This is a genomic window from Streptosporangium sp. NPDC049046, from assembly GCF_040649155.1.
Classification (GTDB): Bacteria; Actinomycetota; Actinomycetes; order Streptosporangiales; family Streptosporangiaceae; genus Streptosporangium.
In genome coordinates, this window is the sequence record NZ_JBEZEZ010000035.1 from 33,874 (window position 1) to 49,418 (window position 15,545).

At 69.7% G+C, this 15,545-nt stretch carries 13 protein-coding genes; 2 read left to right on the forward strand and 11 right to left on the reverse strand.

Going from position 1 to position 15,545, the window contains the following annotated elements; all coding sequences use genetic code 11:
* Window positions 1-62 precede the first annotated feature (62 nt).
* From aspS to AB0B96_RS34720, 3 genes are read right to left on the reverse strand one after another with little or no spacing between them, the layout of a single operon-like run.
* On the reverse strand, window positions 63-1,799 hold the full coding sequence (gene aspS / locus AB0B96_RS34710; RefSeq protein WP_362905640.1) for an aspartate--tRNA ligase: 1,737 nt from the start codon (window positions 1,797-1,799) through the stop codon (window positions 63-65).
* On the reverse strand, window positions 1,796-3,061 hold the full coding sequence (hisS, locus tag AB0B96_RS34715) for a histidine--tRNA ligase (RefSeq protein ID WP_362905642.1): 1,266 nt from the start codon (window positions 3,059-3,061) through the stop codon (window positions 1,796-1,798). Before hisS ends, aspS begins: the two co-directional genes overlap by 4 nt.
* A 3-nt stretch (window positions 3,062-3,064) precedes the next feature.
* A complete protein-coding gene (locus tag AB0B96_RS34720) occupies window positions 3,065-3,793 on the reverse strand; it encodes an MBL fold metallo-hydrolase (protein ID WP_362905644.1) in 729 nt (242 codons plus the stop codon).
* Window positions 3,794-3,940: 147 nt separating this feature from the next.
* On the opposite strand from AB0B96_RS34720, the gene AB0B96_RS34725 reads away from it, so the two are divergent.
* A complete protein-coding gene (locus tag AB0B96_RS34725; protein WP_362905646.1) occupies window positions 3,941-4,798 on the forward strand; it encodes a peptidylprolyl isomerase in 858 nt (285 codons plus the stop codon).
* 65 nt (window positions 4,799-4,863) lie between these two features.
* Complete coding sequence (locus AB0B96_RS34730) at window positions 4,864-6,093, forward strand: DUF349 domain-containing protein (protein WP_362905648.1); 1,230 nt, start codon at window positions 4,864-4,866, stop codon at window positions 6,091-6,093.
* A gap of 368 nt (window positions 6,094-6,461) precedes the next feature.
* On the opposite strand, the gene AB0B96_RS34735 is transcribed toward AB0B96_RS34730, so the two are convergent.
* From AB0B96_RS34735 to ruvC, 8 genes are all read right to left on the reverse strand, one after another.
* Window positions 6,462-8,657: a bifunctional (p)ppGpp synthetase/guanosine-3',5'-bis(diphosphate) 3'-pyrophosphohydrolase gene (locus AB0B96_RS34735; RefSeq protein ID WP_350949159.1), complete on the reverse strand. Its 2,196-nt coding sequence runs from the start codon at window positions 8,655-8,657 to the stop codon at window positions 6,462-6,464.
* A 238-nt stretch (window positions 8,658-8,895) separates the two neighbouring features.
* Window positions 8,896-9,414: an adenine phosphoribosyltransferase gene (locus AB0B96_RS34740; protein ID WP_350949158.1), complete on the reverse strand. Its 519-nt coding sequence runs from the start codon at window positions 9,412-9,414 to the stop codon at window positions 8,896-8,898.
* A 207-nt stretch (window positions 9,415-9,621) separates the two neighbouring features.
* A complete protein-coding gene (gene secF, locus AB0B96_RS34745; RefSeq protein ID WP_350949157.1) occupies window positions 9,622-10,680 on the reverse strand; it encodes a protein translocase subunit SecF in 1,059 nt (352 codons plus the stop codon).
* On the reverse strand, window positions 10,680-12,434 hold the full coding sequence (secD, locus tag AB0B96_RS34750) for a protein translocase subunit SecD (RefSeq protein WP_362905651.1): 1,755 nt from the start codon (window positions 12,432-12,434) through the stop codon (window positions 10,680-10,682). The genes secF and secD overlap by 1 nt, the downstream gene beginning before the upstream one ends.
* Before the next feature lie 84 nt (window positions 12,435-12,518).
* On the reverse strand, window positions 12,519-12,884 hold the full coding sequence (gene yajC, locus AB0B96_RS34755; protein WP_362905653.1) for a preprotein translocase subunit YajC: 366 nt from the start codon (window positions 12,882-12,884) through the stop codon (window positions 12,519-12,521).
* Between the two features lie 226 nt (window positions 12,885-13,110).
* Window positions 13,111-14,169, reverse strand: coding sequence for a Holliday junction branch migration DNA helicase RuvB (gene ruvB, locus AB0B96_RS34760; RefSeq protein WP_362905655.1), 1,059 nt, complete (start codon window positions 14,167-14,169; stop codon window positions 13,111-13,113).
* A 46-nt stretch (window positions 14,170-14,215) separates the two neighbouring features.
* On the reverse strand, window positions 14,216-14,836 hold the full coding sequence (gene ruvA, locus AB0B96_RS34765; RefSeq protein WP_362905657.1) for a Holliday junction branch migration protein RuvA: 621 nt from the start codon (window positions 14,834-14,836) through the stop codon (window positions 14,216-14,218).
* Window positions 14,833-15,420, reverse strand: coding sequence for a crossover junction endodeoxyribonuclease RuvC (gene ruvC, locus AB0B96_RS34770; RefSeq protein ID WP_362905710.1), 588 nt, complete (start codon window positions 15,418-15,420; stop codon window positions 14,833-14,835). Before ruvC ends, ruvA begins: the two co-directional genes overlap by 4 nt.
* Between the last annotated feature and the right edge of the window lie 125 nt (window positions 15,421-15,545).

Sequence of the window (15,545 nt, forward strand, 5' to 3'; positions counted from 1 at the left end):
GCCATGACAGCGCCATGACAAAGGCCCCCGGAACACCGTCCGGGGGCCTCGTCACATCCGGATCAGGCGCCGGTCTTGGGCCTGCCGTCGACGCCCGCCTCCTTGCGCTGCTCCACCGTGATCGGGGTGGGCGCGCCGGTCAGCGGGTCGAACCCGGAGGCCGTCTTCGGGAAGGCGATGACGTCGCGGATGGAGTCGGTGCCCGCCAGAAGCATGCAGATCCGGTCCCAGCCGTAGGCGATGCCGCCGTGCGGCGGCGGGCCGTACTTGAACGCCTCCAGCAGGAAGCCGAACTTGCTCTCCGCGTCCTCCTTGGAGATGCCCAGCACGTCGAAGACGCGCTGCTGCATCTCGGCCCGGTGGATACGGATCGAGCCGCCGCCGATCTCCATCCCGTTGCAGACCATGTCGTAGGCGTAGGCCAGGGCCTCGCCGGGGTGGTCCTGGAAGGTGTCGGCCCACTCGGGCTTGGGACCGGTGAAGGGGTGGTGGACCGCGGTCCAGCCGCCCTCGCCGTCCTCCTCGAACATGGGGGCGTCGACGATCCACAGGAAGTTCCAGGCCGACTCGTCGATCAGGCCGCAGCGACGGCCGATCTCCAGGCGGGCCGCGCCGAGCAGGTCGCGGGAGGCGGAGGCCGCGCCGGCCGCGAAGAAGATCGCGTCACCGTGCTTCGCGCCGACCTTCGCGGCCAGGCCGGACGCCTCGGTCTCCGACAGGTTCTTGGCGACCGGCCCGCCGAGCGCGCCGTCCTCGCCCACCAGCACGTAGGCCAGGCCCCTGGCTCCGCGTGACTTGGCCCACTCCTGCCAGGCGTCCAGCTCCTTGCGGGTCTGCGAGGCACCGCCGGGCATGACCACGGCGCCCACGTACGGCGCCTGGAACACGCGAAAGGTGGTGTCCGCGAAGAAGTCCGTCATCTCGACGAGCTCCTGGCCGAAGCGCAGGTCCGGCTTGTCGGAGCCGTAGCGCGCCATCGCCTCCCGGTAGGTCATCCGGGGCAGGGGGGTCGGCAGGTCGTAGCCGACCGTCTCCTTCCAGATGCGGCCGATGAGCCGCTCGCCCAGGGCGATCACGTCGTCCTGGTCCACGAAGGACATCTCGACGTCGATCTGGGTGAACTCCGGCTGCCGGTCGGCGCGCAGGTCCTCGTCGCGGTAGCACTTGGCGAGCTGGTAGTAGCGCTCGAGCCCGGCGACCTGCAGAAGCTGCTTGAACAGCTGGGGCGACTGGGGCAGGGCGTACCAGCTGCCCGGCTGGAGCCGGACCGGGACCAGGAAGTCGCGGGCGCCCTCCGGGGTCGAGCGGGTCAGCGTCGGGGTCTCGACGTAGGTGAACCCCTGCTCGTTCATCACCTCGTGGGCCAGGTAGGTGGCCCGGGAGCGGACGCGCATGGCGTGCGCGACCTGCTGGCGGCGGATGTCGAGGTAGCGGTACTTCAGCCGCGCCTCCTCCGAGATGCCCGTGGTGCCCTCGATGGGGAACGGCAGCGGCGCGGACTCACTGAGCACCTCGACCTCGGAGGCGACGACCTCGATCGCGCCGGTCGGCAGCTCGGGGTTCTCGTTGCCCTCGGGGCGGACCCGCACCTCTCCGACGACCTTGACGCAGTATTCGGCGCGCAGCCCGTGGGCGTCGTCCTCCTCGCGGAAGACCACCTGGGCCGAACCCGAGGCGTCACGCAGGTCGATGAAGACCACGCCGCCGTGGTCGCGGCGTCGCGCCACCCACCCGGCGAGCGTCACCCGCTGCCCGGCGTGCTCCTCGCGCAGTGACCCCGCTTCGTGCGTGCGGATCATTTGTCCAGTCTCTCCTTCAACATCGTGACGATCTCAGCGAGCGGTACGGCGGTCTGGTCTCCGCTGGCCAGGTCCTTGACCTGCGCGGTCCCCTCGGCGATGTCCCGATCGCCGAGGATCACCGCGTAGCCGGCCCCCGAGCGGTCGGCGCCCTTCATCGCGCCCTTGACGCCCTTGCCGCCGAACGACATGTCGGCGGCCAGGCCCGCCCGGCGCAGCTCGGTGACGAGCAGGAACATCCGGCGGCGCGCCTCGGTGCCCAGCGGCACACCGTACACCCGCACGCGTGCCTCGGCGCTCTCGTCCCCGAACAGGCCCTCGGCCTCCATCGCCATCACCGTGCGGTCGACGCCCAGCGCCCAGCCGACGCTGGGCAGCGCGGGTCCGCCGAGCATCTCGCTCAGCCCGTCGTAGCGGCCCCCGCCCCCGACCGCAGACTGCGAGCCGAGCCCGTCGTGGACGAACTCGAACGTGGTGCGCGTGTAGTAGTCGAGGCCGCGGACCAGCCGGGGGTCGTCGGTGTAGGCAACGCCCGAGGCGGTCAGCAGCGAGCGGACCTCCTCGTGGTACGCCTTGCACGCCTCGCACAGGTGGTCGACGACCAGCGGCGCCCCGGCCAGCCGGGCCTGCACCTCGGGACGCTTGTCGTCGAGCACGCGCAACGGATTGATCTCGATCCGCTGCCGGGTGGGCTCGTCGAGGTCGAGGCCCCGCAGGAAGTCCTGGAGCGCGGCCCGGTACACGGGACGGCACTCCTTGTCGCCCAGCGTGTTGATCAGCAGCCGGACCCCGGTGAGTCCCAGGGCGGCGTAGCCGTCGACGGCCAGCAGGATCAGCTCGGCGTCGAGCGCCGGATCCTCCGAGCCCAGCGCCTCGGCGCCGACCTGCCAGAAGTGGCGGTAGCGGCCCTTCTGCGCCCGCTCGTAGCGGAACTGGCTGCCCGAGTACCAGAGCTTCACCGGAAGCTGCCCGTTGTGCAGGCCGTGCTGGAGGACCGCCCGCACCACCGACGCGGTGCCCTCGGGGCGCAGCGTGATGGAGCGCCCGCCCTTGTCCTCGAAGGTGTACATCTCCTTGGAGACGATGTCGGTCGACTCGCCGACACCGCGGACGAACAGCGCGGTGTCCTCGAAGACCGGGGTCTCGATGTAGCCGTAACCCGCCCGGCGGGCGGGCTCGGTGAGCGCCTCGCGCACGGCGAGCGCCCGCTCGGAGCGCGGCGGAAGCCAGTCGAAGGTGCCCTTGGGCGCCTGCAAAGTCATTGTCTAAAGTCCCCTGCCGGGGCCGCGGTCGTGCCCGGAGGACGCGGAGTCCGCGCCCGCGGCCGCCCTCGCCTCCGCGAGATACGGGTTGGTGGCACGCTCGTGACCGATCGTGGTCTGTGGTCCGTGGCCGGGCAGGACCACCGTGTCCTCCGGCAGCGGCAGGCACTTGGTCGCCAGGCTGCGCAGGATGGTGGGGTAGTCGCCGCCCGGGAGATCTGTGCGGCCGATGGAGCCGGCGAACAGCAGGTCGCCCGAGAACAGCACGTCCGGGATCTCCTCGGTGCTGGGCAGCCTGAACGTCACCGACCCCCTGGTATGGCCGGGAGTGTGGTCGACGGTGAGCTCCAGGCCGGCGAGCCGCAGCACCTCGCCGTCGGCGAGCTCGCGCACGTCGTCGGGCTCGGTGAAGGTGAGCCCCCCGAACAGCTGCTGCTTCGTCGAGAGCGACAACCCCTTGCCGGGGTCGGAGAGCAGCTCGCGGTCCTCCGGGTGGATCCACGCGGGAACGTCACGCGCGCCGCAGACCGGGGCGACCGACCACATGTGGTCGATGTGACCGTGGGTGACCAGCACCGCGACCGGCTTGAGCCTGTGCTCGCGCAGCAGGTCGTCGAGGGCGCCGACGGCGTTCTGACCGGGATCGACGACCACGCACTCCTCGCCCGCGGCGGGAGCGACGACGTAACAGTTGGTCTGGAAGGACCCTGCGGGAAAGCCGGCGATGAGCATCTGCCTCAGCTGATCTCGTCAAGAATGCGGATGGGAATGTAACCGAAGGGTACCGGTGCGGGTCGGCGGGCTGCGAACCATTACCCATTGGCCGATACGATTCGCCCACCTCATTAAGTACTACTCGGCACTCGGGAGGGCGAAGCGGTGAGCGGCAAGGAGCGCCAGAAGCAGTTGGCGCGCGAGCACTACGAGCGGCAGACGCAGCGACGCGTCGAACGCGAGGCCAGAGCCAAGCGCAACGCGATCATCGGCAGCACCGTGGCCGGTGTGGTCGTGGTGGCGGGCGTGATCGCCGCGACGACCCTGTTCGGGGGCTCCGACACGACGGCCGCGACCACCGACCCGGCCCCGTCGGACAACGCCTCGCCGGCCGCGTCGGAGGCCGCGGGAGCGCAGCCGAAGGCCTTCGACCCGGCCAGCGGCACCTGCGGCTACGTCGCGGACGCCGGCGGCGGTCCGGCCAAGGACGTGGGCCTGCCCCCGGAGAAGGTCGACCTGACGCCCAAGACGATGACCCTCAAGACCAGCCAGGGCGACATCGTCATCGAGGTGTCGGCGGAAAAGACGCCGTGCACGGTCAACTCCTTCGCCTTCCTCGCGAAGAAGAAGTATTTCGAAGGTTCCAAGTGCCACCGGCTGGGTTCCGACCAGTTCCCGATGCTGCAGTGCGGCGACCCGCTGGCCAAGGCCGACGGCAAGAGCCAGACCGACGGCCAGGGTGGTCCCGGTTACCGTTTCGTGAACGAGAACCTGGAGGGCGCGAAGTACACGCGCGGCGTCGTGGCCATGGCCAACAGCGGTCCCGACACCAACGGCAGCCAGTTCTTCATCGTGTTCGGTGACGCCCCGCTGAGCCCGGACTACACACCGTTCGGTACGGTCACCAAGGGTCTGGAGATTCTGGACAAGGTGAACAAGGCGGGTGTCATCACCCCGGGCCCCGACGGTACGGGGGCGCCGAAGGAAACCGTGGAAATCAAAGACGTGACAATGTCCAGCTAGAGCTGACGTAATACATACAAGGGGCGGTAAGTCCCGAAAGGCTGATGAAAGTGCGGGAGGACACGGTGAGCACCGACCCGTGGGGCCGGGTAGACGACGACGGCACCGTCTACGTACGTACGGCTGAGGGAGAGCGGGCCGTCGGGTCCTGGAAGGCCGGCGAACCGGAAGAGGCGCTTGCCTACTTCCATCGCAAGTTCGACGAGCTGGCCGGGCAGGTCGCCCTGCTGGAACAGCGGGTTCGTGGCACCGACCTGCCACCCGCCCAGGCCGAGGCGACGATCGTCAAGCTCCGAGAGGCGATCACCGACGCGCACGCGGTCGGCGACCTCGACGCGCTGCTGAACCGCCTCGGCGTCCTCACGGAGCTGGTCGCCCAGCGCCGTGAGGAGGTGAAGGCGGCTCGCGACGTGGCCAGGGCCGAGGCCAAGGGCGTCAAGGAACGGATCGTCGCCGAGGCCGAGCGCATCGCCGAGGACACGACCCACTGGAAGACCGGTGGTGAGCGGCTGCGCCAGCTGATCGAGGAGTGGAAGGCCGCCGAACGCATCGACCGGGTGACCGAGGCGGCGTTGTGGAAGCGCCTGTCGGCGGCCCGTACGGCCTTCGCCAAGCGGCGCAAGGCCTACTTCGCGGGGCTGGACGAGCAGCGCGAGGGCGTGCGTTCCACCAAGGAGCGCATCGTGGCCGAGGCCGAGACACTGGCCTCGTCCACCGACTGGGGCGCCACCGCGTCGGCCTACCGGGAGCTGATGCAGGAGTGGAAGAGCGCGGGCAGGGCCTCCCGCGAGGTCGAGGACGAGCTCTGGGGCCGCTTCAAGGGTGCCCAGGACCAGTTCTTCCAGGCGCGTTCGGCCGTCTTCGCCGAGCGCGACGCCTCGCTGGCGGCCAACGCCGAGATCAAGGAGCAGCTCCTGGTCGAGGCGGAGAAGATCCTTCCGGTCACCGACGCCCGCGCCGCCCGGGGCGCCCTGCGCAACCTCCTGGAGCGCTGGGAGGCCGCGGGCCCGGTTCCGCGCGAGCAGCGTGACCGCCTGGAGGGTGGCCTGCGCAAGATCGACGAGGCGGTCCGCAAGGCCGAGGAGACGGAGTGGAAGCGCTCCAACCCCGAGGCCAGGGCTCGTGCCCAGAACACGGTCGACCAGCTGCGCAAGTCGATCGCGCAGCTGGAGAGCCGTCTGGTCAAGGCGAGGGACGCGGGTAAGGACAAGGACGTCAAGGACGCCGAGGAGGCCCTGACCGCCCGCCGTTCCTGGCTGACGGAGGCGGAGCGCACGCTCGCCGAGTTCTCCTGACGCCCGGCGCCCTCACCGGCTGACGCGTCCCACGGGGCCGCGAGGAGCCTCCCACCGGGGAGGCTCCTCGCGGCCCCGTCGCCTGTGGTGGGCGGGGGCACGCCGGGTCGGCCGCAGGGCGGGCGAGACGGTTTCGAGGGAACGGAGGCGTCGAGTCCGCGGCCACACTCCACGAGGCGGCCCGAGAGGGCCGCAAGGGACAAGGTGGAACTTGTGCCCGGTTCTCGGATTCCGTGCCCCGTGAGGCCTCCTGGGGCGCCGCAGGCGGCCGGTTCAGGTCGCCTCCCATGAGGCGGCGTGGCGGGAGGAGACGCCGCCACACCTCATGGGGCGATCCGGGAGGAGACAGGGAACGGAGCGGGAGAACCTCAGGAACTCGCGCCGCTGACCCGGTAGACGTCGTAGACGCCCTGGATGTTGCGGACGGCCTTCAGGACGTGGCCCAGGTGCTTGGGGTCGCCCATCTCGAAGGTGAACTTGCTGATCGCCACCCTGTCCCTGGAGGTCGTCACCGACGCCGACAGGATGTTGACGTGCTGGTCGGAGAGGGTGCGGGTCACGTCGGAGAGCAGGCGGGGCCGGTCGAGCGCCTCGACCTGCAGCGCGACCAGGAACACCGAGTCGTCGGCGGCGGACCAGGCGACCTCGACCAGGCGGTCGGGCTCGGACTGCAGCTGGTCCATGTTGGGGCAGTTGGTGCGGTGCACCGACACGCCGTGCCCGCGGGTGACGAAGCCAACGATCTCGTCACCGGGTACGGGCGTGCAACATCGTGAGAGGCGCACCCAGACGTCGGAGTCGCCCGCGACGACCACGCCCGCGCCGCCGCTGCCGCGGGGGCGCCCGCGCAGCTTGGTCGGTACGGAGGTCTCGGCGATGTCGTCCTCGGCGCCCTCCACGCCCCCGACGGACGTCACGAGCTTCTGCACGACCGTCTGCGCGGCCACGTGGCCCTCACCGACGGCCGCGTAGAGCGCGGAGACGTCCGGGTAGCGCAGGTCCCTGGCGAGGGCCAGGAGGGACTCTCCGGACATCAGGCGCTGCAACGGCAGGCCCTGCTTGCGCATCGCGCGGCCGATCGCCTCCTTGCCCGCCTCGATCGCGGTCTCGCGGCGTTCCTTGGAGAACCACTGCCGGATCTTGTTGCGGGCCCGGCCGGACTTGACGAACTTCAGCCAGTCGCGCGAAGGACCCGCGTCCGGCGACTTGGAGGTGAAGATCTCCACGGTGTCGCCGTTGCCCAGGCGTGACTCCAGGGGCACCAGGCGCCCGTTGACCCTCGCCCCGATGCAGCGGTGGCCGACCTCGGTGTGCACGGCGTAGGCGAAGTCGACGGGCGTCGCGTTCTCCGGCAGGGCGATGACCTGGCCCCTGGGGGTGAAGACGTAGACCTCCGAGACCGACAGGTCGAACCTGAGCGACTCCAGGAACTCCCCCGGGTCGGCGGTCTCCTTCTGCCAGTCGAGAAGCTGGCGCAGCCATGCCATGTCGCTGGCGGGCTTCAGCTTCGTCCCGGGAGGCCCCGAGATGGTCATGTCCTCCTTGTACTTCCAGTGCGCCGCCACGCCGTACTCGGCCCTGTGGTGCATACCGTGGGTACGGATCTGCAACTCCACCGGCTTGCCCTCGGGGCCGATGACCGTGGTGTGCAACGACTGGTACATGTTGAACTTGGGCATCGCGATGTAGTCCTTGAACCGGCCGGGGACCGGGTTCCATCGCGCGTGGATCGTGCCGAGCGCCGCGTAGCAGTCGCGGACCGAGTCGACCAGCACCCGGATGCCCACCAGGTCGTAGATGTCGTCGAAGGCGACGTCCCTGGCGATCATCTTCTGGTAGACGGAGTAGTAGTGCTTGGGACGTCCCTTGACGGCCGCGCGGATCTTGGCGTCCCGCAGGTCACCGGAGACCTTCTCGATGACCTCCTGCAGGAACAGGTCCCTGCGCGGGGCCCGCTCCGACACCATCCGGGCGATCTCGTCGTACCGCTTGGGGTAGAGCATGGCGAACGCGAGGTCCTCCAGCTCCCACTTGATGGTGTTCATGCCCAGCCGGTGGGCGAGCGGCGCGAAGATCTCCAGAGTCTCCCGCGACTTCTGGTGCCGCTTGTGCTCGGGCAGGTAACGCATGGTGCGCATGTTGTGCAGCCGGTCGGCGAGCTTGATCACCAGCACCCGGATGTCGCGCGACATCGCCACGACCATCTTGCGCACGGTCTCGGCCTCGGCCGCGGCGCCGAACTTGACCTTGTCGAGCTTGGTGACGCCGTCGACCAGCAGCGCGATGTTGTCGCCGAAGTCCGAACGCAGCTCGTCCAGGCTGTAGGCGGTGTCCTCGACGGTGTCGTGCAGCAGCGCCGCGCACAGCGTCTCGTCGTCGGTGCCGAGCTCGGCCAGGATCGTGGCCACCGCCAGCGGGTGGGTGATGTACGGATCACCGCTCTTACGCTTCTGGTCGCGGTGGTGGTAGGCCGCCACGTCGTAGGAGCGCTCGATGAGCCGCAGGTCCGCCTTCGGGTGGGTCGCGCGGACCGTACGGAACAGCGGCTCCAGAACCGGATTCATACCGCCACCCCATTGCCCCCCAAGACGTGCGAGCCTTCGCCTTACCGCCGGCTTCTCCTCAGCGGCTCCGGACACGGCGGAACCGGCATCGCCTACTGGGACGGCCGTCTCGGGACCGCCACCGTCGGCGGTCACATCGGGGACGACCACATCGCGGGGCACTCAGACTCCTTACGTTCGAGTCCAGATCCCTACAGTGTATCCAGACCGGGTTGTGTGCTTTCGTCCGCGGGGGCGATCAGACGACGACGAGGGAGTGCAGCTCCACGTCGGTCAGACGCTCGCGGCCCTTGAGGAAGGCCAGCTCCATGAGCACGGCGATGGCGACGACGTCGGCGCCCGCCCTGCGGACCAGCTCCACCGTCGCGCACGCCGTACCTCCCGTGGCGAGCACGTCGTCGACGATGAGAACGCGCTCCTGGGGGGCGAAGGCGTCCCGGTGGACCTCGATGACGGCGGAGCCGTACTCCAGATCGTAGGACGCCTCAAGCGTCTCGGAGGGCAGTTTGCCTTTCTTCCGTACCGGGACGAAGCCCGCGCCCGCCCGGACGGCGACCGGGGCCGCCAGGATGAACCCCCGCGCCTCGATACCGACGATCTTGTCCACCTCGTACAGCCCGGCCAGTTCCTCGATCACCGCGGTGAACGCCACCGGGTCGCCGAGCAGGGGGGTGATGTCCTTGAACAGCACCCCGGGCTGCGGGTAGTCGGGCACGTCGCGGATGCGGTCGAGGATCAGGCTGCTCAGTTCGGTCATGGGCGGCGCTCCTGTGGAGGTGTCGGGGCGGAGGACACCGGGACGGCCCGGCGGTGTCCGGAGGGTGTCGCATCGGAAGGACTCTGCGGGCGGGTGTCGCAAGGTCAGGGAAGAGCCGGGGGGCTGGAAGGGGCTGGAAAGGGCTGGAGGGTAAGGAAAACGCCTCCGCTCCCTGCGAGGGGAGCGGAGGCGCGGACGTGCCCGTACTTACTTCTTCTTCCGCTTGCCGGCGGCGGAGTCGGCTCCGCCGGCGACCGTGGCGGCGCCGTTGGAGGCCCCGGCGGCGACCGGCTGACGCACCGTCTTGATCCCGGAACTCCCCCCGTGGGAGGCGATCCTGCGGGCGATCGCCTGGTAGCGCGGCTCGCGCTCCTTGAGCGTGACCAGCAGCGGTGTCGCGACGCACAGCGAGGAGTAGGTGCCGACGAGCATGCCGACGAACAGGGCCAGCGACAGGTCCTTCAACGTTCCGGCACCGAACAGCGTGGTGCCGATGAAGAGGATCGCCGCGACCGGCAGGATCGCCACCAAGGTGGTGTTCAGCGACCTGATCAGCGTGTGGTTCAGCGCGTTGTTTGCGGCCTCGGTGTAGGTCAGCTTGGAGGTCGTGCCGAGCTTGGCGGTGACCTCCTTGATCATGTCGAAGACGACGACGGCGTCGTACAGCGAGTATCCGAGGATCGTGAGGAAGCCCAGCAGGGTCGCCGGGGTGACCTCGAAGTTGGACCAGGCGTAGACACCAGCGGTGATCACCAGGTCGTGCAGCAGCGCCACGACGGCGGCCAGCGCCATCTTCCACTCGAAGGCCATCGTCAGGTACAGGATGATCGCCAACATGAAGACGATCAGTCCGATGATGGCCTTGTTGGCCACCTGACCGCCCCACGAGGCGCCGATGACCTGCAGGTTGACCTGGTCCGCCGGCATCTTGAACTCGGTGGCCACAGCCTTCTGCACCGCGGTGACCTGGTCGGCCGGAAGGCTCTCGGTGGTGACCCGCCAGCCGTTCTGGGTCGTCTGCGCGATGATCTGGTGCGCACCGGCCTCGGTGAACGTGGCGCGCACCTGCTCGATGTTGGCGGTCGGGGCCTTGAAGGAGAAGACGGACCCGCCCTTGAACTCCACGCCCAGGTTGAGGCCGTTGACGATCAGACCGGCGATGGAGACCACCAGCAGGATTGCGGAAAGGGCGTACCAGAGCTTCTGACGGCCGACGAAGTCGACGTCGATTTCGCCCCGGTACAGCCGGCGCGCGATGCCGGACATCAGGCCTCCTGCGGAACGGTCTTGGGTGCGACGGTGGTCTCGCTCATACGCTCGGCGTCGAGCCCGGAGAGCCTGTGCCCCTTGGCGAAGAACTTCAGCTTGGCCAGCATCGCGACGAACGGCTTGGTGAACATGAACACCACCGCGATGTCGATGAGCGTGGTCAGGCCCATGGCGAAGGCGAAGCCGGCCACACCTCCGACCGCCAGGAAGTAGAGCACCACGGCGGCGATGAACATGACGGCGTCGGCGATGAGGATCGTCCGCCGGGCGCGGACCCAGGCGACCTCGATGGCCGTGCGCAGCGAGCGCCGGCCCTCCTTCATCTCGTCGCGGATGCGTTCGAAGTAGACGATGAACGAGTCCGCGGTGATACCGATCGAGACGATCAGTCCGATGACGTGCGGCAGCGAGAGGCGGAAGCCCGCGAACGCGCCGAGCAGCACGACGGACTGGTAGGTCAGGATCGTGGCGACCAGGAGGCTCAGCACCGACACGACGCCCAGACCCCGGTAGTAGAGCATCGAGTAGATCACGACCAGCAGAAGGCCGATCGCGCCCGCGATGAGGCCGCCGCGCAGCTGGTCGGCGCCCAGCGTGGAGGAGACCTCCTCGATGGAGCTCTTCTCGAACTTCAGCGGCAGCGCGCCGTACTTGAGCTGGTTGGCCAGCTCGTCGGCCGTCACCTGGTTGAAGCTGCCGGAGATCTGCGCCCGGCCGCCGGTGATGGGCTCCTGGATGACGGGCGCGGAGATGATCACACCGTCGAGGACCATGGCGACCTGGTTGCGGGGGGCCTGCGAGTTGAAGGCGGTGGTGGTGACCTTCGACCACTGGTCGGGGCCCTGGCCCTTGAAGGAGAGCTGGACGAGCCACTCACCGGTGGTCTGGTCGACGCCGGAGGACGCGGTGTCGATCGAGGTGCCGGTGACGGCCGCCTTCTCCAGCACGAACTTGGTGCCGCCGTCCTGGCTGCAGCCCACGTACTGCTTGTCCGGCGCGTCCTGTGCCCCGCGGCCCGCGTCCTTGGCGCAGTCGAGCGCCTGGAACTGCTTGAGCGCCTCCGGGTCGATCCCGGTGGGGTCGACGCCCGCCATCGGGTCGTCGGCCGCCGTCGGCGGGGTCGTCGGCACGGCGCTGGTCTCGGGCGCGGCACTCGCGTCCGGCTTGGCGGGCTTGTCACCGCTCGGCTCGGCGGAGGGCGCGGCGGTGGCGCCGGGGCTCGGGTTGGTGAGTGCCGACGACAGGGCACGACCGGCCGGAGAGGCGTCCGTGTCGGGCGCGGCGGTCGCGTCGGGCTTCGGAGTCACCGACTCGGCGGGCTTGGGCTCCTTGCGCCCGGATTCGGTGCTCGCAGGGGACGGTGTCGGCGTCGGCGCCTCGGTGGAGAGCTGCCCCGGGGGCGGAGGTGACCCGGCCCCGATCGCCAGCACTTGGCGGAACCTCAGCTCCGCGGTGGTGCCGACCAGCTTGACGACTTCCTCCTGGCCTGCTCCGGGAACGGAGATGACGATGTTGTCACCGGATTTGGCGACCTCGGCGTCGGAGATGCCGCTGCCGTTCACCCGCTCACGGATGATGTTCACGGCGAGGTCGAGGCTCTCCTGCGAGGGAGCGCCCCCGTTCGGCGTGATGGGCTGGAGCGTCACGGTCGTGCCGCCGGCGAGGTCGAGGCCATACTCCGGCGTGTACGCCTTGTTGAGGAGCATCGCCCCGCCCATGGCGAGAATGATCGCCAGAAGCACCAGGAGCATGCGCCCCGGTCTGCTCTGGCCGCTGGTCGGTCGGGCCACTGGTCGTCAGTTCTTTCGGTTATAGGGGGTTGGAGGTGAGGCTACTCACGGCTTCTTGCTCGTCGTGTCGTGGTCTACACCCTGCTGTTCCGCCGTCTCCGCGAAATCGCGGTCGACAGCCTTGACATTCTCCTCCTCCGCGTCGTCGACGGGAACCAGGACACGGCCGATCGCCGCCTTGACCCAGCGGGTCTCCACACCGGGGGCGATCTCCAGGATCACGTCCTCGTTGTCGATGGCCACCACGGTCCCGAAGAGGCCCGTCGTGGTCATGACACCGGTGCCCGGCGTGAGACTGTTCTGCATCTTGAGCTGCTCCTGCTGCCGCTTGCGCTGCGGCCGGATAAGCAGGAAGTAGAACACCACGACCATGAGAGCGATCATGATCAGGCTCGAATAGTTGCCGCCCACAGGGCCGCTCCTTTTCTTGAAGATTGACCGGCGAAAACCGGACGCCACATACGACCACGCCGCTCAGCACGTCAGCCTACACAGCCAGCCAAGGCTCGGAGTTTAGGCGAGCTGTTAAGAGCGGGGCAACGAAGTCACGATTCGGCTCGCAGGGAAGTTCCCATTTCGATACAGTTGTCATCGTTCTGTGATCAATCCCGTACGACTTCCCTACCGACTCCCAACGCTAGATTTGCCCGGCATCATCCTCAAGATCGATGAGAAACGAGGCACCGAAGGCGTCGGGCGGGGGGACCAGACCCAGGTGGGTCCAGGCCGCGGCGGTCGCGACCCGGCCACGGGGGGTCCGGGCGAGGAGTCCCTGCCGCACCAGGAACGGCTCGGCGACCACCTCGACCGTCTCCGGTTCCTCCCCCACGGCCACCGCCAGCGTCGACAGCCCCACCGGCCCGCCGCCGAACTTGCGCAGCAGCGCTCCGAGCACCGCCCGGTCGAGCCGGTCGAGCCCTTCGGCGTCGACCTCGTAGAGGTTGAGCGCGGCGGAGGCGACGTCCCGGGTGACCACCCCCTCGGCGCGCACCTCGGCGAAGTCGCGGACCCGGCGCAGCAGCCGGTTGGCGATGCGGGGGGTGCCCCGGGAACGGCCGGCGATCTCGCGGGCGGCGTCGCCGGGGAGCGCGACGCCCAGCAGACGCGAGGAGCGGTGCAGCACCTCCTCCAGCTCGGCGACCCCGTAGAAGTCCATGTGTGCGACGAAACCGAAGCGATCGCGCAGCGGCGCGGGGAGCATCCCGGCCCGTGTGGTGGCCCCGACCAGGGTGAACGGAGCGATCTCCAGTGGGATCGCGGTCGCCCCCGGCCCCTTGCCCACCACGATGTCGACGCGGAAGTCCTCCATCGCGAGGTAGAGCATCTCCTCGGCGGGCCTCGCCATGCGATGGATCTCGTCGATGAACAGGACCTCGCCCTCCGAGAGCGTCGACAGGATCGCCGCGAGGTCACCGGCCCGCTCCAGCGCGGGCCCGGAGGTGATCCGGATGGGCACGGAGAGCTCGGTCGCGATGATCATGGAGAGGGTCGTCTTGCCCAGTCCGGGACCGCCGCTCATCAGCACGTGATCCGGCGGCCTGTTGCGTCGCAGCGCGCCCTGCAACACCAGTGACAGCTGCTCGCGCACCCGCGCCTGGCCGATGAACTCCTCCAGCCGCTTGGGCCGCAGCGCCGCCTCGATATATCTCTCGTCGCCCTCGGCGTCCGGCGACACCAGATCACGGTCGGAACTCACGCCGCCCCTCCCTCGTCCCGCCGTACGGCGGACTCACCCGCGCCCCTCATCGCACGCTCAGCGCGCGGAGGGCCGCCTTGAGCAGGGGCGCCACCTGGGGGGTGCGGCCCTCGGCCATCTCGGCGTCGGCCTGGGACTCGACGGCGGCGACCGCCTCGTCGGCGTCCCGCGCCGAGTAGCCAAGACCGACCAGCCCCGAGTGGACCTGACCCCGCCAGGCGGGCGCGACGGCTCTGCCGTCGAGCGCGGCGCTGACGGCCTCCTCGGGAGTGCCGAGCTTGTTCTTGAGGTCGACGATGATCCGCTGGGCACCCTTCGGCCCCACCCCGGGGACCCTGGTCAGCGCCTTGACGTCGGCGGAGGCCACGGCCACCCGGAGCGCGTTGGGAGTGTGCACGGCCAGCATCGCGAGGGCGACCTTGGGGCCGACCCCGCTCGCCGTCTGCAGCATCTCGAAGGTGCCGCGCTCGTCCTCGGTGGCGAAGCCGAACAGCGTGAGCGACTCCTCGCGGACCACCAGCGAGGTGGCCAGCCTGGCCTCCTCCCCCGTCCTGAGCGTCGCCAGGGTGCCCGGCGTGCAGTGCACGAGGACTCCCACCCCGCCGACCTCGACGACCGCACCGTCGGGCGCGATCGCGGTCACCTGTCCTCGCACCGAGGCGATCACTTCGCGGTTCCTCTCGGGTGTCCGGCCCTGCCACGACTCCGGAAGTAGGCGGCGGGGGTCGTGCCGGAGGCGCTCGCGGCCTTCGCGGCGGCCTCGGCCAGCCTGCTCTGTGCCCCGCCCCGCCACACGTGGCAGATCGCGAGGGCGAGCGCGTCGGCGGCGTCGGCGGGCTTGGGCATCGCGTCCAGCCTCAGCAGGCGGGTCACCATCGTGCCGACCTGCTGCTTGTCCGCCGTGCCGCTGCCGGTGATCGCGGCCTTGACCTCGGACGGCGTGTGCAGCGCGACCGGCAGGCCCCTGCGGGAGGCGCACAGGATCGCCACGGCGGAGGCCTGGGCGGTGCCCATCACGGTCCTGAGGTTGTGCTGGGCGAAGACCCGCTCCACGGCCACCGCGTCGGGCCGGACCTCGTCGAGCCACTGCTCGATGCCCGCCTCGATCGCCACCAGCCGGGCGCCGATCTCGTCGTCGGCGGGGGTGCGGACGACCCCCACTTTGATCAGGCTCAGCGGTGCGCCGGGCCGCCCCTCGACGGCGCCGAGCCCGCATCGGGTGAGCCCCGGATCAACCCCCATCACCCGCAACTCGGGCAATCGCACCGACACGCCTCCGCTCGCCGAACATCTGTTCGGTGGCAGACTCTACCGCGTGGGAGCATCCCGCGCACGGCTCTCCCCCGGCCCGTCGAGAGGCGGAGCGGCAGGCGCCG

Bases quoted from the DNA above. Each gene is read 5' to 3' on its own strand.
- AB0B96_RS34720 (WP_362905644.1), bottom strand. From the start codon at position 3,793: ATGCTCATCGCCGGCTTTCCCGCAGGGTCCTTCCAGACCAACTGTTAC.
- AB0B96_RS34735 (WP_350949159.1), bottom strand. From the start codon at position 8,657: ATGAATCCGGTTCTGGAGCCGCTGTTCCGTACGGTCCGCGCGACCCAC.
- AB0B96_RS34740 (WP_350949158.1), bottom strand. From the start codon at position 9,414: ATGACCGAACTGAGCAGCCTGATCCTCGACCGCATCCGCGACGTGCCC.
- secF (WP_350949157.1), bottom strand. From the start codon at position 10,680: ATGTCCGGCATCGCGCGCCGGCTGTACCGGGGCGAAATCGACGTCGAC.
- aspS (WP_362905640.1), bottom strand. From the start codon at position 1,799: ATGATCCGCACGCACGAAGCGGGGTCACTGCGCGAGGAGCACGCCGGG.
- hisS (WP_362905642.1), bottom strand. From the start codon at position 3,061: ATGACTTTGCAGGCGCCCAAGGGCACCTTCGACTGGCTTCCGCCGCGC.
- secD (WP_362905651.1), bottom strand. From the start codon at position 12,434: ATGCTCCTGGTGCTTCTGGCGATCATTCTCGCCATGGGCGGGGCGATG.